Source organism: Pseudomonas sp. Irchel 3F3, assembly GCF_900187545.1.
In the GTDB taxonomy this organism is placed as follows: Bacteria; Pseudomonadota; Gammaproteobacteria; order Pseudomonadales; family Pseudomonadaceae; genus Aquipseudomonas; species Aquipseudomonas fortuita.
The window spans coordinates 607,057-627,772 of record NZ_FYDS01000001.1 but is presented as its reverse complement, the minus strand read 5'-3'; the positions used below and the strand labels follow the sequence as shown (position 1 = coordinate 627,772).

At 63.6% G+C, this 20,716-nt stretch carries 16 protein-coding genes and 2 pseudogenes; 2 read left to right on the top strand and 16 right to left on the bottom strand.

The features are described 5' to 3' along the window. Positions 1–5 precede the first annotated feature (5 nt). The 14 genes and pseudogenes from ureE to CKW35_RS02855 form a co-directional block, all read right to left on the bottom strand. On the bottom strand, positions 6–497 hold the full coding sequence (gene ureE / locus CKW35_RS02920) for an urease accessory protein UreE (RefSeq protein ID WP_095114990.1): 492 nt from the start codon (positions 495–497) through the stop codon (positions 6–8). Between the two features lie 10 nt (positions 498–507). After that, positions 508–2,211: an urease subunit alpha gene (ureC, locus tag CKW35_RS02915; protein ID WP_070086625.1), complete on the bottom strand. Its 1,704-nt coding sequence runs from the start codon at positions 2,209–2,211 to the stop codon at positions 508–510. Next, complete coding sequence (locus CKW35_RS02910) at positions 2,208–2,525, bottom strand: urease subunit beta (RefSeq protein WP_016486441.1); 318 nt, start codon at positions 2,523–2,525, stop codon at positions 2,208–2,210. Before CKW35_RS02910 ends, ureC begins: the two co-directional genes overlap by 4 nt. Before the next feature lie 19 nt (positions 2,526–2,544). Then, positions 2,545–2,847 carry an urease subunit gamma gene (locus CKW35_RS02905; RefSeq protein WP_016486440.1) on the bottom strand — a complete coding sequence of 101 codons (303 nt, stop codon included), beginning with the start codon at positions 2,845–2,847 and terminating at the stop codon, positions 2,545–2,547. Between the two features lie 9 nt (positions 2,848–2,856). Then, entirely contained in the window at positions 2,857–3,690 is an 834-nt protein-coding gene (locus CKW35_RS02900) for an urease accessory protein UreD (RefSeq protein ID WP_023047955.1), read from the bottom strand. Between the two features lie 305 nt (positions 3,691–3,995). Next, entirely contained in the window at positions 3,996–4,910 is a 915-nt protein-coding gene (gene xerC, locus CKW35_RS02895) for a tyrosine recombinase XerC (RefSeq protein ID WP_016486438.1), read from the bottom strand. Positions 4,911–5,083: 173 nt separating this feature from the next. Then, positions 5,084–7,387, bottom strand: coding sequence for an ATP-dependent DNA helicase (locus tag CKW35_RS02890; RefSeq protein WP_070086624.1), 2,304 nt, complete (start codon positions 7,385–7,387; stop codon positions 5,084–5,086). Next, positions 7,384–9,033 (bottom strand): VRR-NUC domain-containing protein, encoded by a 1,650-nt coding sequence (locus CKW35_RS02885; RefSeq protein WP_095114988.1) that lies wholly within the window; start codon positions 9,031–9,033, stop codon positions 7,384–7,386. Before CKW35_RS02885 ends, CKW35_RS02890 begins: the two co-directional genes overlap by 4 nt. A 116-nt stretch (positions 9,034–9,149) precedes the next feature. Further along, positions 9,150–9,293, bottom strand: a pseudogene (locus tag CKW35_RS28485) (MFS transporter); the annotation flags it as partial. A 117-nt stretch (positions 9,294–9,410) separates the two neighbouring features. After that, positions 9,411–10,628: a fumarylacetoacetate hydrolase family protein gene (locus CKW35_RS02875; protein ID WP_016486435.1), complete on the bottom strand. Its 1,218-nt coding sequence runs from the start codon at positions 10,626–10,628 to the stop codon at positions 9,411–9,413. A gap of 109 nt (positions 10,629–10,737) precedes the next feature. Next, positions 10,738–11,151: pseudogene (locus CKW35_RS02870) on the bottom strand (Ldh family oxidoreductase); the annotation flags it as partial. 35 nt (positions 11,152–11,186) lie between these two features. Then, on the bottom strand, positions 11,187–12,728 hold the full coding sequence (locus tag CKW35_RS02865; RefSeq protein ID WP_016486433.1) for a UxaA family hydrolase: 1,542 nt from the start codon (positions 12,726–12,728) through the stop codon (positions 11,187–11,189). Positions 12,729–12,932: 204 nt separating this feature from the next. Then, on the bottom strand, positions 12,933–13,910 hold the full coding sequence (locus CKW35_RS02860) for a LysR family transcriptional regulator (protein WP_023047963.1): 978 nt from the start codon (positions 13,908–13,910) through the stop codon (positions 12,933–12,935). A gap of 34 nt (positions 13,911–13,944) precedes the next feature. After that, entirely contained in the window at positions 13,945–14,892 is a 948-nt protein-coding gene (locus CKW35_RS02855; RefSeq protein ID WP_023047964.1) for a LysR substrate-binding domain-containing protein, read from the bottom strand. Between the two features lie 101 nt (positions 14,893–14,993). Here CKW35_RS02855 and CKW35_RS02850 point away from each other — a divergent pair, with 101 nt between their 5' ends. Together CKW35_RS02850 and CKW35_RS02845 are read left to right on the top strand one after the other, a co-directional pair. Beyond that, positions 14,994–16,307: an L-fuconate dehydratase gene (locus CKW35_RS02850; RefSeq protein ID WP_023047965.1), complete on the top strand. Its 1,314-nt coding sequence runs from the start codon at positions 14,994–14,996 to the stop codon at positions 16,305–16,307. Positions 16,308–16,369: 62 nt separating this feature from the next. Next, positions 16,370–17,680, top strand: a complete 1,311-nt coding sequence (locus CKW35_RS02845; protein WP_095114986.1) for an MFS transporter — start codon at positions 16,370–16,372, stop codon at positions 17,678–17,680. Here CKW35_RS02845 and CKW35_RS02840 read toward each other — a convergent pair. Together CKW35_RS02840 and CKW35_RS02835 are read right to left on the bottom strand one after the other, a co-directional pair. After that, positions 17,672–19,030, bottom strand: coding sequence for an aminotransferase class I/II-fold pyridoxal phosphate-dependent enzyme (locus CKW35_RS02840; protein WP_016486428.1), 1,359 nt, complete (start codon positions 19,028–19,030; stop codon positions 17,672–17,674). The two genes, CKW35_RS02845 and CKW35_RS02840, sit on opposite strands and share 9 nt — an antisense overlap. After that, complete coding sequence (locus CKW35_RS02835; protein WP_023047967.1) at positions 19,027–20,412, bottom strand: hypothetical protein; 1,386 nt, start codon at positions 20,410–20,412, stop codon at positions 19,027–19,029. Before CKW35_RS02835 ends, CKW35_RS02840 begins: the two co-directional genes overlap by 4 nt. Positions 20,413–20,716: the final 304 nt, after the last annotated feature.

Sequence of the window (20,716 nt, the reverse complement as noted above, 5' to 3'; positions counted from 1 at the left end):
GCAGTTCAGGAATGGGCAGGCAGGCGTACGAACGGGTGATCGTTGCCGTGTGCATGGCTGTGCGGGGCGCTCTGGTAGGCCCCCGCTTCGGGTTCGAACGGTGCCTGTTCGGCCTCTACCGTCAGGCCCAGGCCACGCAGCATGTCGCCCAGCACATGGTCGTGCTGGAAGCGCAACAGACCAGGCTCGATCTGCAGGGGCACGTGGCGGTTACCCAAGTGATAGGCCGCGCGAGCCAGCAGGTGTGGATCGGCGCAGCGCACCGTCGACACTGCTTCGGGCGCCGCCAATACGCGGATCAACTGGCTGCCGTCAGCATCGGCAAGCAGCTCTCCCCCGCGCAACAGGTGGCCGCGCTCCAGCATGAGCCCGGCTTCGCGCCCATCGTCCAGGGTTACCCGCAGGCGGCTCTTGATGCGGCTGTCCACGTCCAGGGTGACGGTGCCGCTTACAGCAAGCGTGCCGGGGTCGGTGATACGGCGGGTCAAGACAATCATCGGTGCTCCTTCAAAACAGGAAATAACGCTGTGCCAGCGGCAGTTCGCTGGCGGGCTCGCAGACCAGCAATTCGCCGTCGGCACGCACCTGGTAGGTCTGCGCATCGACTTCGATCAGCGGCTGCAAGGTGTTGTGGACCATGTCCGGCTTGCGCACGCGGCGGCAGCCGTTGACCACCCCAATCAGGCTGCGCAGGTTCAGCTCCTCGGCCAGGCCGCGGTCCATTGCCGCCTGGGGCAGGAAGGTCATGCGCGTGGCATGCCGTGCGGCGCCGAGGGCGCCGAACATCGGCCGGTAGTGCACCGGCTGCGGTGTGGGAATGGAGCCGTTGATGTCGCCCATGGGCGCGGTGACGATCATCCCGCCTTTGATCACCAGGGCCGGCTTGACCGCGAAGAACGCCGGCGACCACAGCACCAGGTCGGCCAGCTTGCCCGCCTCCACCGAACCCACTTCGTGGCCGATGCCGTGGGTTAACGCGGGGTTGATGGTGTACTTGGCGATGTAGCGCTTGACCCGGAAGTTGTCGCTGTAGGCCGTGTCTGGCGCCAAAGGCCCACGACGCAGTTTCATCTGGTGGGCAACCTGCCAGGTGCGCAGCACCACTTCACCGACCCGGCCCATGGCCTGAGAGTCGGACGAGGTCATGGCAAATGCACCCATGTCGTGAAGGATGTCCTCGGCAGCGATGGTTTCGCGGCGGATGCGCGATTCGGCAAAGGCCACGTCCTCTGCAATGCTCGGGTCCAGGTGATGGCAGACCATGAGCATGTCCAGGTGCTCGTCCACGGTGTTGACCGTGTACGGCAGGGTCGGATTGGTCGAGGATGGCAGCACGTTGGCCTGCCCCGCAGCGCGAATGATGTCCGGCGCGTGGCCACCGCCGGCACCTTCGGTGTGGAAGGTGTGGATGGTCCGGTCGCCGATGGCCGCCAGGGTGTCTTCGATGCAACCGGACTCGTTGAGGGTGTCGGTATGGATCGCCACCTGGACGTCCATTTCCTCTGCAACGCCCAGGCAGCAGTCGATAGCCGCCGGGGTCGAGCCCCAGTCTTCATGCAGCTTGAGGCCCACCGCACCGGCCGCGATCTGCTCACGCAGCGCTTCTGGCCGCGAGGCATTGCCCTTGCCCAGCAAACCGATGTTGATGGGCAGACTGTCGGCGGCCTGTAGCATACGCGCCAGGTACCAAGGGCCAGGCGTGCAGGTGGTTGCATTGGTGCCGGTGGCCGGGCCGGTGCCGCCGCCGATAAAGGTCGTGACGCCGCTGTTCAGTGCCTCGTCTACCTGCTGCGGGCAGATGAAATGGATATGCGAATCGACACCACCCGCCGTCACGATCTTTCCCTCGGCCGCGATCACTTCGGTACCGGGGCCCACCGGGACGTTGACGCCCGGCTGCACATCCGGGTTGCCGGCCTTGCCGATCACCGCGATACGCCCGTGCTTGATGCCGATGTCGGCCTTGACGATCCCCCAGTGGTCGATGATCAGCGCGTTGGTCAGCACCAGGTCCATGGCCTCGGCGGCCAGCATCTGGCCCTGCCCCATGCCGTCGCGGATGACCTTGCCGCCGCCAAACTTCACCTCTTCGCCGTAGATTGTGTAGTCCTTCTCCACCTCTACCCACAATGCCGTGTCGGCCAGCCGCACGCGGTCGCCCACGGTGGGCCCGAACATGTCGGCATAGGCCTGGCGGGAAATACGGCTCATACCCTGCCCTCCAGCGGGCCCATCACCTTGCCCTGGAAGCCATAGACTTCACGCTTGCCGGCGTAGGCCACCAGTTGCACGGTGCGCGCCTGGCCAGGCTCGAAGCGCACGGCGGTGCCGGCCGGGATATCCAGGCGAAAGCCCAAGGTTGGCGCACGATCGAACACCAGCGCCTCGTTGACTTCGTAGAAGTGGTAGTGCGAGCCGACCTGCACCGGCCGGTCGCCGTGGTTGGCCACACTGACACTGACCGTTTCCCGGCCGCTGTTCAGTTCGATGTCGCCAGCGGCGACCTGGATTTCACCTGGGATCATGCGGGGCTCCTGGGCAGTTTCAGACGATGGGGTCATGCACGGTCACAAGTTTGGTGCCATCCGGGAAGGTCGCTTCGACCTGCACGTCGTGGAGCATTTCGGCAATGCCGGGCATCACCTGCTCGCGGGTCAGCACTTCGCGCCCTTGGCTCATCAGCTCGGCAACGGTGCGGCCATCGCGGGCGCCTTCGAGCACGGCAGCACTTATCAGCGCCACGGCCTCCGGGTAGTTGAGCTTCAGGCCGCGGGCCAGGCGCCGTTCTGCCAGCAATGCGGCGGTGAACAGCAGCAATTTGTCTTTCTCTCTCGGGGTAAGCTCCATGGCGCTCTCTCAGGTAGCCCAGATACGCGGTGGGCAGGCTGGCAGGCCAAGGACGGCCGGGCGCAGCACATGCCACAGGCGTTGCAGGGTGCGTTGCAGGTGTTGGTTGTCATGGTCAAGCACACGGATAACCAGCAACGACCCCAACAGGGTCGCGCCGGCCGGGTTGGCCAGTTCATCGAGCAATGGGCGAACCTGCTCCAGCACCGCCTGGTCGGCGGGTGCTGCACAGAACGTAGCCAGCAGCGGGTGGCCACCGAGCTTGTCCAGGCGGCCGCCTTCGATACGCAGGCGTTCATGCAGGCCAACGTCGTCGGGTAGTTCAATATGCAAACAGCTGTCCAGGGCGCCCTGCTCGAAACGCTCGTTCATGACAGGGCGCCCCAGGCACAGGGTTTCCCAGGCCAGCAGGCGCGCCCCGGGTTCGAGGGTGAAGCGGCTGTGGAGGCTGGCGCGGGCACCAGAAAAGAAGATACTGTCCTGCGGCAACCATTCCAGTGTGCTGCCTGCAGCCAGCTGAAAACGCTGGGTCAGCCGCGCGGTCGGGCCGATGCTGCGGTAGAACTTGCTGGCACCGGGCATGGTCAGCAGCGCGTGGCTGTCGGGCTCCAGGTGGATATCCAGATCAAGGCGGTCGCCGGCGACGATGCCACCCGGCGGGTGCAGCACATAGACATGGCACGGTGCACCTTCCGGGTAGAAGGGCCGCTGCACCAAAAGAGGTCCGAAATGCCGACGCGCACCAAGGCGGGTCACATCGTCACGCCTGACAAAGCGCAACTGCAGGTGGGCACTCCAGCCTGCATCGTCTTGTTGTTGTTCGATCTGCTCCGCGAGCGACATCCTGCGGCCCCTGAAATCCGTGGCCTGCTGGCCGTTTAGAGGGTCCGGCGCGGGCAATGGCTAGCGCGCGCGGCCTGACCACTCGATCAAATTCGCAGGCTGGATATAGCAGGTTGCGGGCCAACTCCGCAGGTGAAGGCAGATGAAACTTCAGCTGTGGCCGCTCTGGCATCGGGCATGCGCGCAGATGGCGCACAAAGCGGGGGCGCGTGTCGGCCCCGTTTCAGTGCCGACACCCGTGCAAATAGGGCTGCTTTGCAGCCCTTCGCGGGCTTGTCCCGCGAATGGACCGCAAACACAAGGACTCAGTAGTCGAAGCGGTCGACGGCTCGCCGGCGTTCGTTGTCGTCACGCCGGTCATAAATGGCGGTGGTCTGGATATTGGCATGGTGCGCCAGCTTCTGGGCAATCGACAGGTCATGCTCTTCGATCACCCGGGTGATGAACGCCCGGCGGAAGTCGTGCGGCATGATTTTCACCCCCACTTGCGCACCGCGCTGACGGGCAATGTAGTAGATCGCATGCTTGGTGATACGCGCCCGGGTGATGTGGCTACCGCGCCGGATGCGGTTGAACAGGAACGGGTCGTCCTCTGCCCCTGCTGGCAGGTCCTGACGGCGCAAGTCCAGCCACGCCTGCAGCTTCTCGAACGCCCATGGCGGGGCGTACTTGATCAGTTGGTGGTTGCCCTTGCCCACCACCTGCAGGCTGCGCGCCTGGAAATCGACCTGGGCCAGGTCGATGTCCACCGACTCTGACTTGCGCATGCCGGTGCCATAGAGCAAGGCGATGATCGCCGCGTCGCGCACGCCTTGCGGCCGAGGGTCGGATGCGCACACCTCCATCAGTTCGCGAATCAGGCTGCGGCGCAGGTTGCGCCCTGGCGGCAGGCGGCTGCCGGTGGCCGGTTTGACCTCACGAATGCGCAGCAACTGCTCATGGTCGATCAGGCCCTGACGCCAGGCCTCGTTCATCACCCCACGAATGGCGTTGACATACAAAGACGAACTGTTTGGCGCATAACCGTCGGCACGCAGGGCCGACACCAAGGCAATCACATGGCCCGGCTCTAGCCGATGCCAAGGCACGTCAACGACATTGCAGTCGACAAAGCCAAGCCGGTCGGCAGCGTCCTGAAGGATGTAGCGCATGGTTTGCTGGCTGGAGGGGGCCAGGCGGTCCATGTACTGCAGCAGCGGATTTTTGGGGAGATCGGACAAAACGTGAACCCTGTAGCGAAGCGGCGGCCGGTCGTGAAACTGGCAAACCCTGAAGCAAGTCGAAACGACATAAAAACAAGTCCTGACGAATGCCAAGCACGCATTCCATCAAGCCCCTGTGAAGTGCCATCACCTTGATATACAAGGCTTTGCAACTGGCATGGTTCGTGATCTTACCGCAATCGGAGCGTGCTTTTGTCATCAGCCGGCGTGCTGGCCGGCGCAGCCTTGGGCCACCATGCCGGAAACATCTGCTGCACCCGGGGCTCGGCGAAGCGTTCATCTATCAGCACCAGCACGCCCCGGTCCTGGTCTCCACGGATAACCCGGCCAGCCGCCTGGATCACTTTGCGCACACCCGGGTAAAGATAGGTGTAGTCAAAACCCGCACCAAATTGCCGACCCAGGCGTTGCTTGAACTGCTCGTTGACCGGGTTGACCTGCGGCAACCCCAAGGTGGCGACAAACGCCCCGATCAGCCGCGTACCTGGTAAATCCACGCCTTCGCCGAAAGCCCCCCCCAATACGGCAAAGCCAACGCCCCGGCCGTCGGCAACAAATCGATCAAGAAACGCCTGGCGGGCGGCCTCGTCCATCCCCGGGGCCTGGGCCCACAGGGGAATCTGCCCATGCCGCTCGGCCAACAGGTCGGCCACCTGCTGCAGGTATTCGAAGCTGCTGAAGAATGCCAGGTAGTTACCCGGCATGTGCTCATACTGCTGGGCAATCAGCTCCACGATCGGTACCAGAGAGGCTTGCCGCTGCTGGTAGCGGGTGGACACCTGGCTGGCAATCCGTACCTCCAGCTGCTCTGCGCGAAACGGCGCAGCCACTTCCAGCCAGGCGGTATCGGCCGGCATACCCAGCAAGTCGCTGTAGAAATGCCGCGGGCTCAACGTGGCGGAAAACAGCGTCACACTGCGCGCCGCCAGCATGCGTGGGGCCAACAGGCGCGCCGGGGTGACATTGCGCAGGCACAGGGTAGCCAGCCGGCGCTTGCGCGGGCCCTGGCGCTGGCTGATGTCGAACAGGAAGTGTTCATCGAACAGCTCGGCAACCCGGCTGAACTGCAAGGCCTGATAGAAGAACTGCAATACCTGCGGGTCCATGTGCGCGGGCATCTGATTCATCTGCTCCTGAATCAGGCCGATGCACTGCTGCAAGGCGCGCAACAGCCCGTCGGGCAGCGACTCGCTGGCCTGGTACGGCGCACGCTGTTCTTTGTACAGCGCATTCCACTGCCGGTTCAGGCGGTCAAGGGCGCTGACCAGCCCGGGCGGTTTGCGCTGACGCAGGGCCAGCAGCTGCCCTTGGTCAAGGCTGGCGCTGTACATGCCACGACCACGCTCAACCAGGTTATGCGCTTCGTCAACCAGCACCGCAACGCGCCACTGGTTGAGCTGGGTCAGGCCAAACAGCAAGGCATGCGCATCAAAGTAGTAGTTGTAGTCGGCGACCAGCACGTCGACCCAGCGCGCCATCTCCTGCCCCAGGTAATACGGGCAAACCTGGTGCGCCAAGGCCACTTCGCGCAGGTTGGCACGGTCGAGCAACGGCAGTGTTGCGGCGGCCTCACGCGCTGCCGGCAAGCGGTCGTAGAAGCCAGCGGCCAATGGGCAGGACTCGCCATGACAGGCTTTGTCCAAGTACTCGCAGGCCTTGTCGCGGGCAATCAACTCCAGTGTGCGCAAAGCAGGTTGTGGCGCAGCATCAGTGATCTGACGCATGGCATCAAGGGCCAGCGCCCGGCCCGGCGTCTTGGCGGTGAGAAAGAACAGCTTGTCCAGCTGCTGCGGCACCATGGCTTTCAGCAGCGGGAACAACGTACCAAGGGTCTTGCCAATGCCGGTGCTGGCCTGGGCCATCAGGCAACGCCCGGTGCTTACCGCCTTGTACAAGGTTTCGGCCAGCTGCCGCTGGCCCTGGCGAAACTGTGGGTAGGGGAAGCGCAGCGCCTGAAGGCCTTGGTCACGTTCGGCCAGGCGTCGTTGCTGGAATTGGGCCCAGCCTAGAAAGCGCTGGCACTGGGTTTCGAAGAAGGCCCGCAATTCAGCGGACTCATAGTGCTCACTGAACAGTGTCTGCTCATCGCTGTCCACGTCCAGGTACACCAGCGCCACCTCAATGGCGGACAGTTGTCGTGCCTGGCACATCAACCAGCCATAGACCTTGGCCTGTGCCCAGTGCAACTGACGGTGATTGGCGGGTTGACGCGCCAAGTCGCCACGGTGCGTCTTGATCTCTTCCAGGCGGTTGCTGCCAGGGTCGTAACCGTCGGCGCGGCCCCGCACCTTGAGGGTTTCGAATTGGCCTTCAAGGGTGATTTCCGACTCGTAGCCCGCAGCCCTCCGTGCCACTACCCGCTGATGCCCTTCGATGCCTTCCTGAGCGCTGGGCGACGGCGTGAAACGCAGGTCCAGGTCACCAACCTTGGCGCTGAACTCGCACAGAGCACGCACCGCAATGCTGTAGCTCATGGCGCTTCGCGCCAACGCACATGGCACACCGCAACGGGCAGACCGTGTTGCCTGCAGAATTCCAGCCAGCGCAACTGGTTGTCCTGCAGGCGGTCACCGGGCCCCTTGACCTCGACCATGCGGTAACGACACTGCTCTGGCCAGAACTGAATCAGGTCGGGCATGCCCGCGCGGTTGCTGCGAATATCCTGCAACAGGCGCAGAAAGCACTGTTTCAGCTGGGCTGCCGGAAGGCAAGCCAGGGCCTGCTCCAGCAGTGGCTCGCTGAGCATGGACCAGAACACGAACGGCGACTGCAGGCCCTGCTTGCCCCTGTAGCAGTCGAGTATCGCCTGGCGATGGCTGCCATCGTCCAGCCGGCCCAGACAAAAATCGAACAGCGCACTGCGCCGTTGCTGGAAGTCACTGTCATGCAGGTCCTGTGGCGCGGCCTGGAACGGGTTGAAGAACGCGCCGGGCACCGGCGCAAAGATAGCCTCCCAACACAACAGGCCAAACAGGCTGTTGAGCAACGTGTTCTCCACGTAATGCACCTGGCCGCCTTCTTGTGCCAGGTGTTGTCGCACGGCTTCCTCCACACCCAGCGCAGCGTGCTCGCGGGGCAGTTCGAGCTCGATCAGCTCCAGCGGCGTGGCCCGCTGGCGCCGCTGTGGCGGGCCGCCGAGCTTGCGCGCCAAGCGTGGCAGCATGCGCTCGAGTGCTTGCACCTCCAGTGCATTGGCTGGTGCCGCAGCAATTCGCAGTGCCAGCGCGTGGGCATGGGGCCACTGTTCGGTGCGCTCAAGTACACGCACCTGGCGAATGCGCGCCTGGGCATGGTTGCACTGCGCATACACGGCCATGGCCAGGTCCCACTCCCCCAGACGCTCGCATTGTTGGCCCAAGGCGAATTGCAGGCGCGCATGGCGCCTGGCCAACCAAGGGTTGTCGCTGTGCAGGCCTTGTAGAGTCGCCAGGATCGGCACTGGATCGCCGCCCTGCTCCAGGCGCTCGGCGCACTGATGCAAAGCCATGGCCAGGTCGATATCGTCACGTTGCTGCAAGGCGCGGGAATCTGTGCTGAACGGTACTTGCTCGTAGCGCAACAGGCCAAGGTCGGCCAGGACGAAATCTGACCAGTCCTGGTAAAGGTTGCCAAAGAACAACAACCGGATACGGTCGCACAGGGGCTGCAAGCACCACTGGAGAATGCGCACCTCGCTGTCCGGGAACCACTCGAGCAGTGATCGGGCCGCCAGCTCCAAAGGCTGCAGCTGTGCCAACAACTCATGCTTGGCGGCCCGCGGGCGGCTCAGTTGCCGGGCGAAGCAGCGGGCCAGCTCCTCCTTGCGCAGCAAGGCAAACAGCTGCTCCAGTTCCAGTTGCTCGGGTTCCCGCACCCAGCCAAGAACCTGCAACGGCTGCAGCGCCAGCGCGCTGTCGCCGATTTCGGCGTAGTCGAGCCGGTCGCTGCGAAACAACTCGCCTTTGCGCATGACCATGCGCACCATCAAGGCCTGGGCTGGCGCCTGCAGTTGGCTGAAGGCACGGATGAAAGCCAGTTCCTGCTCATCGAGCAGGTCCTGGTAGCGTTGTTCGACCCACAGCACTACCTGGCGGAAGTTGTGCAGGTAATAGAAAGGGTCGTCGACAGAATGGGCGATCACGGGCTGAAGTCAGATTGCGGTATCAGGCACTGTTTATACATACAGATAAACGTGCCTGACAAGAGCCGTGGGTCAGTCCATTGACGCTCCTACAGGGATTACGTGACGTTTCCGGGTTACTTGGTTGCCGGGACCCTCTCCCCTGCCGCGTCCTTGGCACTGCCAATCGGCGCCTGCAGCAGCAGGAAGTACGCCACCGCCGAGCACAGTGCCACCCCCGCGCTGATCATGAACGCCGTGGTGAACGAACCCGAGTACTGCGCTGGTACTTCTTCATAGGGTTCATGTGTCGACCTTTTATTATTATTGTTGCCGCGCTGTCAGCGCCTTGGCGATCCATCGAGCGTGCTGCGCCCCTCCCTGGCGCAGCGTGTTGTTCAGGGCTGGCGGGCGGTGGCTGCGACCTCCAGCAGGCCACGCCGGCCAAGGTTGTCGATCAACGCGCGCAGGCCAAACGCCCACTGCGGTGCCTGGTCGCTGGTGGTCACCCGGTTGCACAGGGTGCCCAGTTGCGGGTTGCTGATGGTCACCACGTCGCCCGGCTTGTGAGTAAAGCCATTGCCTGGCTGGTCGCGGTCCTGCTTGGGGGCGAACAGGGTGCCCAGGAACAGCACCATGCCGTCGGGGTACTGATGGTTTTCGTTGAGGGTTTGCTGCACCAGGTCTTGCGGGTCGCGGCTGATCTGGCGCATGGAACTGCGGCCAGACAGGATGAAGCCGTCTTCGCCTTCAACACGCAGGTCCACTTCGGCGTTGCGCACATCGTCAAGGCCGAAGCTTTCGTCAAACAGGCGCAGCAGCGGGCCCAGGGCGGTAGAGGCGTTGTTGTCCTTAGCCTTGGACAGCAGCAAGGCGCTACGCCCTTCGAAGTCGCGCAGGTTGACGTCGTTGCCAAGCATCGCGCCCTTGATGCGGCCATCACTGGACACCGCCAGCACCACTTCCGGCTCTGGGTTGTTCCAGCTGGACTTGGGGTGGATGCCGATAGCGGCACCGTGGCCAACCGCCGACAGCGGCTGGGCCTTGGTGAACACTTCGGCATCCGGGCCGATGCCCACCTCCAGGTATTGCGACCACAGGCCCTGCTCCACCAGCACTTTGCGTAGCGCTTCGGCCTGGGCGGAGCCGGGCACGATCTGCGACAGGTCGGCGCCGATGCGGCTGACCAAGGTGTCACGGATTGCATCGGCCTTGGCCGGGTCGCCCTTGGCCTGCTCTTCGACCACACGTTCCAGCAAGCTGGTCGCAAAGGTCACGCCTGCGGCCTTCACCGCCTGCAGGTCGATGGGTGCCAGCAGCCATGGCTGACTGGGGTCGCGCTGGCTCGGATCGCTGTTGTCCAGCAACACCGATAGCGCAACCAGTGGCTCGGCCAGCGGCAAGGCGCGCAGATAGGCCACCGGGTCGGTCACTTCCAGCAGGGCCGAAACAGTCGCCACGTGGCTGCTGATATCGTAGACGGCGCCAGCTTTCACCAGCACCACCGCGGGGCCCTGGTCCGCCAGCCAGACCCGCCCTACCCAGCTCCCACTCTCGAAAACACTGGCGTTCTGGTTCAGCGACAGCGGTTGATTGGCGTTCGATCGATCAGTCATCTGTGTACCCTTGGTGTGCATTATTGGGAAAGTGCCGGCAGTTGCAGTTGGCCGGCCAGGCGGTCGAGGTCCGCCAGCAGTTCAGGCGAGAGGGTCATGCCCTGTTCCCCACCAGGCCCCGGTCGGTATAGGGCTTGAGATAGGCGGCCAGGCAGCCGATGTGCGAAGCACGGCGCACCACCGCAATACCGATGCCCTGCGCAGTCGCCCCCTTTGCCGCACAATCCAGCGCACGGCTGACGCAGTAAGGCCCCAGCAGGTAGTGGCCATCGAACACGCTGGAGACGTCACTGTGCGACACCTGTTCCAGTGCCTGCGCACGGGCCTTGACCGTTCCTTCCAGCATGCCGCCGATGTAGCGGCTGACCAGGTTCAGGCCGTGGGTGCGGTGCCCGAGCAGTTCACCCTCGAGCAGTACCTGGGTCACCACCTGGGCGACTTCGGCATCGGCGCCGGCCTTTTCGAACAGTTGCTCGACAAAGGTGGTGAGCGCTTGCACGTTGAAATGTGTGGCTTGAGTCATGGGTGTCATCTCGTAGGCGGAACAGAAGCGGTCAATCAGGTCACTGCACCGATCTGCCAGGGCACAAACTCGTTCTGCCCATACCCGTGCTGTTCGCTCTTGCTGCGTTCCCCGGAAGCAATGCGCAACATCTGTTCGAAAATGTACGCACCACGCTCCTCGATAGTGGTGGAGCCGTCGGCAATGCCGCCGCAGTTGACGTCCATGTCCTCTTGCTGGTGTTCGAACACCCGGTTGTTGGTTGCCAGCTTGATCGACGGTGCCGGAGCACAGCCGTAAGCCGAGCCGCGCCCGGTGGTGAAGGCGATCAGGTTAGCCCCCCCGGCCACCTGGCCGGTGGCCGAGACCGGGTCGTAACCGGGGGTATCCATGAACACCAGGCCTTGGGCACGCACAGCTTCGGCGTACTGGTACACATCGACCAGGTTGCTGGAGCCCGCCTTGGCCACTGCGCCCAGCGACTTTTCGAGGATGGTGGTCAGGCCCCCGGCCTTGTTGCCGGCTGAAGGGTTGTTGTTCAGCTCGGCGTTCATGCGCTGGCAGTAGTCTTCCCACCAGCGGATGCGCGCCACCAGCTTTTCGCCGACCTCACGGGTGACCGCGCGGCGGGTCAGCAAGTGCTCGGCGCCGTAGATTTCCGGGGTTTCGGACAGGATCGCCGTACCACCGGCCGCCACCAGACGGTCGACCGCGTTGCCCAGTGCCGGGTTGGCGGTAATGCCGGAGTAGCCATCGGAGCCGCCACATTGCAGGCCGACCACCAGGTGCCGTGCGCTGACCGGTTGGCGCTGGACATGGTTGGCCTCGGCCAGCAGGCTGCGGACCTGCTCGATGCCGGCAGCGATGGTTTTCGACGTGCCGCCGATGCCCTGGATGGTGAAGGCACGCAGCTGCGCACTGGCTTGCAGCCCCTGGGTTTCCAGCAGGCTTTCGATCTGGTTGGTTTCGCAGCCCAGGCCAATGATCAGTACCGCAGCAAAGTTGGGGTGCACGGCGTACCCGCCCAGGGTACGGCGCAGCAGGCCAAGGGCTTCCCCGCTGGGGTCCACTGCGCAACCGGCACCGTGGGTCAAGGCGACCACGCCGTCGATGTTCGGGTAGTCGGCCAGCACCTCGGGGTGAATGTCACGGCGGAAGTGGTCGGCCACAGCCCGGGCCACGGTCGCCGAGCAGTTCACCGAGGTGAGAATGCCGATGTAATTACGGGTGGCAACACGCCCATCGGCGCGCACGATGCCCTGGAACACTGCTTCGCTACCCGGCAAGCTGCGCGTGTCGACACCAAAGGCATAGTCGCGAGCAAAATCACCCATCTGTACGTTGTGCACATGCACGTGGTCGCCGGCATCAATGGCCTGCGAAGCAAAACCGATAATCTGCCCGTAGCGGCGTAGCGGCTGGCCCTGCTCCACGCGTTCGGTCGCGAGTTTGTGGCCCGAAGGAATCGGCTGACGCACGGTAATCGCCTCGGCATCCAGATGCAGGCCTTGCGGCAAGGCCTGGCGGGCGATGAGCACATTGTCCAGCGGGTTGAGGCGGATGACGGCAAGGTCACCGGACTTGGCAATCAGTTGCATGGGACCTCTCAGGTAGTGCAGCGAGCTTCTTGTTATGGCTGTTGCCACTGTAAGAAGCCTTGGGCAGCATTCCCAATGAGATGATCCGATCAAGCGATAACCAATGGTTATCGGAAGTTGTAATCGGGCGGTGATCCCTGATCGTCTAAAAGCCTGTCTTCAATTACTCAGGCCTGCACACACCCTGTGGGAGCGCCTGAACCATCAGGCCTTGCCCGAGGCGGTTGCAGCCGTACCTTCCTTTTGTCGCTGCCTGGCGCCCTCCAGCAAAATCTCGACAAACGCCCGGGCCGAAGCGCTCAGCGGTTCATCCTTGCGGGTAACCACGCCATACTCCAGGGCGGGTACGTGCAAGGGGCTGCGCAACTCCCTGAACTGCCCGCTGGCCAGCTGCGCGACAACCATCGAGCGCGGCAACATGGCAATCATCGGAGCCGACTGCAGTAACTGCAGGAACATCGGCATGGAGATGGTCTCGACGCTGTCAGCCGGCGTGGCGATACCCGCCACCCGGAAGGCCTGCTCCAGGCGGTTGCGAATCGGCGTGCCCACCGGGTACAACACCCACGGCCAGTCGCCCAACGCCGCCAGGGGCGGGCTTTCCAGCTGGTTAAGCGGGTGCTCGCTGTTGACCACCAGGCTGAACGGTTCGGGCTCCAGAGGCTGGAAGTCGAACAACTGGCTGAAGCGCTCTTCGGTAAAGCGGCCAATCATGATGTCGAGCTTGTTCTGCTCGAGCATGGTCAGCAGGTGATCACTGGAATGCTCTACCACTTCAATCGACAACAGCGGGCTGCGCGCCTTGATCGCAGCGATGGCCTGCGGCAGGACCAGTGCAGTGGCGGCAAAGATGCCGCCGACGCGGATAAAACCGTGCCCGCCGTTGCGCAGGCGGTTGACCTGGTCGACGAATTGCTGCGACTCGGCTAACGCACCCTGGGCATAACGCACCACATATTCACCCAGCTCGGTGGGCGGCATGCTGCGTGGCAGGCGCTCGAACAGGGCAAAGCCGAACTGCTCTTCGAGATCGCGCAGCATCTTGCTCAGGGCCGGCTGGCTGAGGTTCATGCGCGTGGCGGTTGCGTGCATGTTGCGGGTGCGCGCCAGGGTGTCGATCAGCACCAGGTGCTTGTAGCGGATCCAGTTGCAAAAGCTGGAATGGGTCAGGTCCGGCGACATCGGCGGCAGGCCTCAGGCAGGTGAAAAGGCAGGGTTATTGCGCCCGCAGGTAGCGCAGCAAGGTATCCAGGGCAACCGAGTTGGGCCGCGAGCGCAGGGTCAGCACGCCCAGGTTGGCCATGGCCAGCGGCAGCTCTACCGGCAAAATGGCCACCATGCCATAGCGGGCATAATGCTCGGCTACGTCATTGGGCACCACCGCAATCATCTCGGACGCTTCGAGCATGGCAGTGGTGGCCAGAATCGAGGCGGTTTCAACAATGTCCAGTGACTGCACCATGCCCCCGGCCTGCAGGGCACTTTCAACACGGCGGCGCATCGGGCTGCCGATAGGATGCAGTATCCAGGTCAGGGCCACCAGGTCAGCCAATTGCAACCCGGCCGCCGCCGCCAGAGGGTGCCCGGCGCGGGCAATCACGCGCATCTGCTCACCGCCTTCAAACAGTTCGATGTTCAGGTCCTGGCTGTCGCTCTGGTCTGGCAGGCGGCCTACCACCATGTCGAAGTCGCCGCGCAACAACGCCGGCAGCAAGGTATCGCTGGTGCCCACTTCCAGTGAAATGCGCACCTTGGGATGGTCGCGCTTGTAGGCCAGTACCGCCTTGGTCAGAACGCCGGGCACCGGGCCCATGACGCTGCCCACCCGCACCAGGCCCGAGGCCCCGCGCGCCAGTTCGGCGATTTGTGCCTGGGCATGCTCGAACTCATGTAACGCGTTCTGCGCATAGCGGATCATCACCTCGCCATAAAGCGTTGCTTGCATGCCCCGCGGCAAGCGCTCGAACAAACGCACGCCAAGGCGCTCCTCAAGCTGCTGCAGCAACAGGCTCGCCGCCGGTTGCGTGGTGTGCATCGCGGCGGCGGCACGGCGCAGGTTGCCGAACTCGCCCAGGGCATTGAGCAGCGTGATCTGGCGGCTGGAGACCTTCAAGGCGCCGAGGCTGGGTGGCGCCTGGATGGGGTCGAGTGGCAAGCGAGACATATCGAATCCGGTATCGCTGATTAAGAATTGGCGATTATGCCTGTATCGCTCGACAACCTACAGTCAGGTCTCCCAGCGCTTGAGCAGAACAAGAGTCGACCATGAGCATACGTATTACCCACCTGAGCGTTCGCGACATCCGTTTTCCGACCTCGCTGTCGCTGGACGGCTCCGACGCCATGAACAGCGCCCCCGACTATTCGGCAGCCTACGTGGTGCTGCACACCGACGCCGAGGCCCTTGAGGGCCACGGCCTGACGTTCACCATCGGCCGCGGCAACGAGATCTGCGCAGCAGCGGTGCAGTCGCTGGCACCCCTGATCGTCGGCCTCAGCCTCGAAGAAATCACCGCCGACATGGGCGGTTTCTGGCACCGTTTTACCGTCAGCGACAGCCAACTGCGCTGGCTAGGCCCTGAGAAAGGTGTGATCCACCTGGCCACTGCGGCCATCATCAACGCGGTGTGGGACCTGTGGGCCAAGCACGAAGGTAAACCGGTATGGAAACTGCTGGCGGACATGACGCCTGAACAGTTGGTGGGCTGCCTGGACTTCAGCTACGTCACAGACGTGCTCACCCCCGAGGAAGCCATTGCCCTGCTGCGCCGCCAGGCACCGGGTAAGGCCCAACGAGAGGCGCAGATGCTGCGCGAAGGCTACCCCGGCTATACCACCGCGCCAGGGTGGTTGGGTTACAGCGAAGAAAAAATGCGCAAACTGGCCCGTGAGGCCGTGGAGGATGGCTGGACCCACATCAAGCAGAAGATCGGCGCCGACCTGGAAGAAGACATCCGCCGCGCCAGCATCCTGCGCGACGAAATCGGTTGGGAACGCACCCTGATGATGGATGCCAACCAGGTGTGGGGCGTGGAGGAGTCAGTCGCCAACATGCGCCGCCTGGCCGCCTTCGAACCGCTGTGGATCGAAGAGCCGACCAGCCCGGACGACATTCTCGGCCACGCCACCATTCGCCAGCGCATCGCGCCGATCGGTGTGGCCACCGGTGAGCATTGCCATAACCGGGTCATGTTCAAGCAGATGTTCCAGGCCGGTGCGCTGGATTTCTGCCAGCTGGATGCCGCCCGACTGGGTGGCCTGAACGAAGTGCTGATCGTGCTGCTGATGGCGGCCAAGTACGACGTGCCGGTGTGCCCGCACGGCGGCGGTGTCGGGCTGTGCGAATATGTGCAGAACATCGCCCTGTTCGACTACATCGCAGTGTCTGCTTCGCTGCACAATCGGGTGCTGGAGTACGTCGATCACCTGCATGAGCACTTCATCGACCCGGTGGTGATCCGCCGTGGGCGCTACATGCCACCGCAACGCCCGGGCTACAGCATCGAAATGCATGCCGACACCCTGGAGCGCTACCAGTACCCCAACGGCGCGGTGTGGCTCGATATCAACCGTTCCTGAACAACACGCCTGGTGTGCCCGCTACGGGCACACCACCAGCACTTTTCACGGGGAAAAAAACAATGACAACCCTCACCCGTGCAGCGGCTTCGGCCCCTGCCGCCACCACCGAGCAGCGCCTGAATGGCCTGCTGTTACGCAAATTGATGCCACTGCTCATCGTCGTCTACGTGATGAGCTTTCTCGACCGCACCAACATCGCCCTGGCAAAAGCCAGCATGGGCATCGACCTGGGCCTGTCAGCAGCGGCCCATGGCCTGGGGGCGGGCCTGTTCTTCCTTACCTATGCATTGGCCGAAGTGCCGAGCAACCTGATCATGCACCGGGTGGGCGCACGCTTCTGGATTACCCGCATCATGATCACCTGGGGCCTGCTCTCGGCGGGCATGGCCTTCGTCCAGGGAGAAACGTCGTTCTATATCATGCGCCTGCTGCTAGGGGTGGCCGAAGCAGGCCTGTTTCCTGGGGTGATGCTGTACCTGACCTACTGGTTTGACCGTGAGCAGCGCGCCCGCGCCACGGGTTACTTCCTGCTGGGCGTGTGCCTGGCCAACATCCTCAGCGGCCCACTGGGCGGTGCCCTGCTGGAAATGGACGGCGTACTGGGCTGGCATGGCTGGCAGTGGCTGTTCGTACTCGAAGGCTTGCCCGCCGTGGCCCTGGCCGTTGTGGTGTGGAAAAAGCTGCCCGATGGCCCAGCCTCGGCGCCCTGGCTGTCGGCGGCCGACGCCCAGGACATCGAACGCCGCCTGGCGGCCGAACGGGCTGCCGCGCCCCAGCAGAGCAAGCTGGGGCAGATGTTCCGCGACCGGCAGATCTGGCTGGCGATCTCGGTGTACTTCGTGCACCAGATCACCATTTACACCGTGATTTTCTTCCTGCCCGGCATTATCGGCACTTACGCTGCGCTATCCCCCTTCCAGATAGGCCTGCTGACTGCCGTGCCATGGGTTGCTGCTGCCATCGGTGCTGCCACCTTCCCACGCCTGGCCACCTCGCCACGCCGTTGCCGCACCCTGCTGTTTGGCGGCCTGCTGACCATGGCGACAGGGTTGCTGCTGGCGTCGCTGGCCAACTCGTTCATCGGCCTGATCGGGTTTTCCCTGACCGCGCTGATGCTGTTCGTGGTGCAGTCGATCCTGTTTGTCTTCCCGTCCAGCAGGCTGAGTGGCAGCGCCCTGGCGGCGGGCCTGGCGTTCGTTACCACCTGCGGCCTGTTTGGTGGTTTCGTCGGCCCGTCGGTGATGGGCCTGATCGAGCAGACCACCGGCAGCACCCGCAACGGTTTGTGGATCATTGCCGCATTGCTGGTGCTGGCAGCGTTGCTCAGTACCCGCTTGCGCCAGGGGCAAGAGCATGCGCAGTCAGCGTGACACGCCGGCGGGCCGCCCACAACGCGGCTCCAGCGCCTGCGCCAGGCGCTCCACCGCCTGTTGCAGGTCACCCGGCTGGTCACCCAGCCACACCAGTGCCAGGTACTGCTGGTATCGCCCCTGCAGGCTGAACTGCCAGCCCGGCAGTGCATGCAAGGCGGAACCTGCCAACGCCGCAACAATGCAATCCCACTCCAGCGGTTGGCGAAAACGCACCCACAGCATTCGTCCGCCCTGGGGCATCTGCAACGCCACCCGCTGACCGAACTGCAACTCCAGCGCGCGTACCAGGTACTGTGTACGCCTGTGCAGGTCGGTACGCAGCTGGACAAGCTGCATCTCGATCTGCCTTTTGCCCAGCATCAGGGCAAGCGCTTGCAGGCGCAGCGGCGCAAGCCGAAATGCCCGTTCGGCAAACGCTTTGGCCAGTGCCGCGTCATGGCCCAGCACATAGGCGTAAGGTGCCTCGGCACCCACTGCCGCCTCGAATGCCCCCAGCACCAACAGCCAGCGGGGGTCGACCCAGTCGCGCAGGCGCGTGTGTGGCGGCCCGCTGTAACAGTGCTCACTGTCCAGGTCGTTTTCCAGCAACCAGACAGCATGCTGGTCCAGTAGCTGACCAAGCTGCTGCTGATAGTGCGGCGACACCAGCCGCCCTTGTGGCATGCCCAGGCAAGACGGCATGACCAGCATGCACACCGGCTCGCCGCCCAGCAACCGGGCCAAGGCACGCAGGTCCGGGTTGCCGCGGCTATCCGCAGGCACTTCCAGCACCCGCATGCCAGCACGCGCCAAAGCGCGCAACACCTGCCAGCAACAGGGCGACTGCACCAGTACCGTCCCGCCCTGCAAGGCAAGCCCTGCGAGCACCGTCTCCAGCAACGCTTGCACGTCAGGGGCCAATTGAACGTCCTCGGCACGCCAGTACTGGCTGGAGGAACGGGTATAACGCTCAGCCAAGGCATTGCGCAGACGGGAGTCGCCGAGCATCTCCCTGGGTGCAACGCTGCTGGCGCGCTGACGGGCCATGCGCCGCTCGTGGCCTAGCAGCGCACGCTCCAGCAGTGGCTGTACCGGCAAGGGAGACTGCGGGTACATGGGCGCTGCCTGCGCCTTTGCAGCGACCTGAGCGTAGTAGCCGGACCTCGGCAGACACTGGACCCGGCCTTCTTCCTCCAGCAGGTTGTAGGCACTCTGCACAGTCGCCAATGACACCCGCAACCGTCGGGACAGTGCACGTAACGACGGTAACTTGCAGGGGCCAACGCCTGAGCCCTGCTCGATCAACGCCTCCAGGTAGCGGTACACCTTGCGATAGGCGAACTCGCCGGGAACCGCTGGCCCTTTCAAGGCAACGCCACTGGGCTACGGCGGCGCCCCGACGAAGGCCGTGGCAGCAACCTGAGGTGCACATCGCGGCGGGCCAGGTTGCTCTGTAAGCGCCAGGCAGTCAGCGGCATGCGCCCCTCATAGATTGCCCGTAACTGCACCAGCGGCAGGCCACTGGTATTCACCAGCCAGTCCCGCACCGCATCGGGGCAGGGTTTGCCTTGCAGGGCCCGGTGCAGGTACGGCAGCGCTACCAGCATGTCTGCATGCCGGCACTGCAGAAAATGCTCGAGCTTCTTTCCCTGCCTGGCGAAGGGACTGAACAGCAGGCACACCAGTTGAGTCTGGTTGATACCGTAGGCTTTGCCCAGCGCCAGGGTGTGCCCATCGCGAGTCTTGCTATCACCCGACGGGTTCGCCAGCGAAAGCGCCGGGCGAGCGGCCTGCAGCTCCAGGCTGCGGGCGCGCAGTTGGTGCAACTGGGCCCGGGCGTACGGATCGACGAACGCCGCCAATGGCCAGGCATCATCGGCCTTTTCGAGACCAGCACCCAACATGGCATCCAGTTGCTGCCCTTCAAGCAGATGCGGCAGCAGGTCATCTATGGCAAGTAGCCGCAACGATGCCTCCTGCGCGGCATCGCCCTGTGTGGGCTTCGCCAGGCTGCCCGGCGAGGCATCGGCTGCGCCGTGCAACCGGCTCAGCCCGTGGGCCAGCGCCGCCAGGCAGTGATGCAACACATGGGGGCCGCGCTCCCCTGCCAGGCGCAGACTACGCCGGGCCCACGCCAGGTAGCGGCGCCGCTGGCGTACGGGAATGGCAGTGATCAAGACATCGGCCGGTGTCGCGGCCTGCAGCGCAGAACACGCGGCATCCGCCAGCTCCAGGTGCAGCCGGCTACCCAGCAGGGCTTCGGGCCTGGCATCGACCATGTGCCCGAACATCAGCAGGGCGTTTCTCGCCAGCAGCCAGCGGTCGGGCGCTGCCGAAGACCGACGGCTGAAGGGCACCACTTCGCGCCCTTCGATCATCTGTAACTGAACCCGCGGGTCATCCTGCATGAACAGGGCACTGAAACTGCCCTCGTGGAATTCCAACGTATCGCTGGCAGCCACCGGCAGGCTGACCACGAGTACCCGCAACTGAAAGGTTACCGGCGCACGCAGGGCAATGCTCAGTTGTGCCGCACGCAGCATGGCCAGCAACCTGGCACTGTGGCGATCGCAACCTTGCAGTACCAGCACGCGGAACGTACCGATATACTCTGGCCCACCTGCAGCGACCAGCAAACGTTGTATCAGCAATTGAAGGGACGCGCGTTGCGCCTGTGACATTTGGCTCAACAAACGCTCGAGCACTTGTTGGTAGATATAATGCATTGCCTGATCGTGAATAGCCGTCACGAAATCACCTCATCAACTTCATGCAGCCAACGCGTGCCGAATCCTGTATTCAAGATTCAACACGCCCTGCGCTTACCCGGAAGAAATTTCCTACAATCAAATTGAAGTAATTACGTAACGCATCACTGTCGCCAGACCATCGAAAAATACTCGCCACCGCGACAGCCCGCCGCTACCAAACACAGCTCATCCTCAGGCATAGCCATGCTCATTCCACGCTCCTTGCGCAAACTATCATCGTGCCATTATCGGGGGATGCAGAGCGAATATAAGATACAGATCGGGGTAAAAAAACCATTCAGCA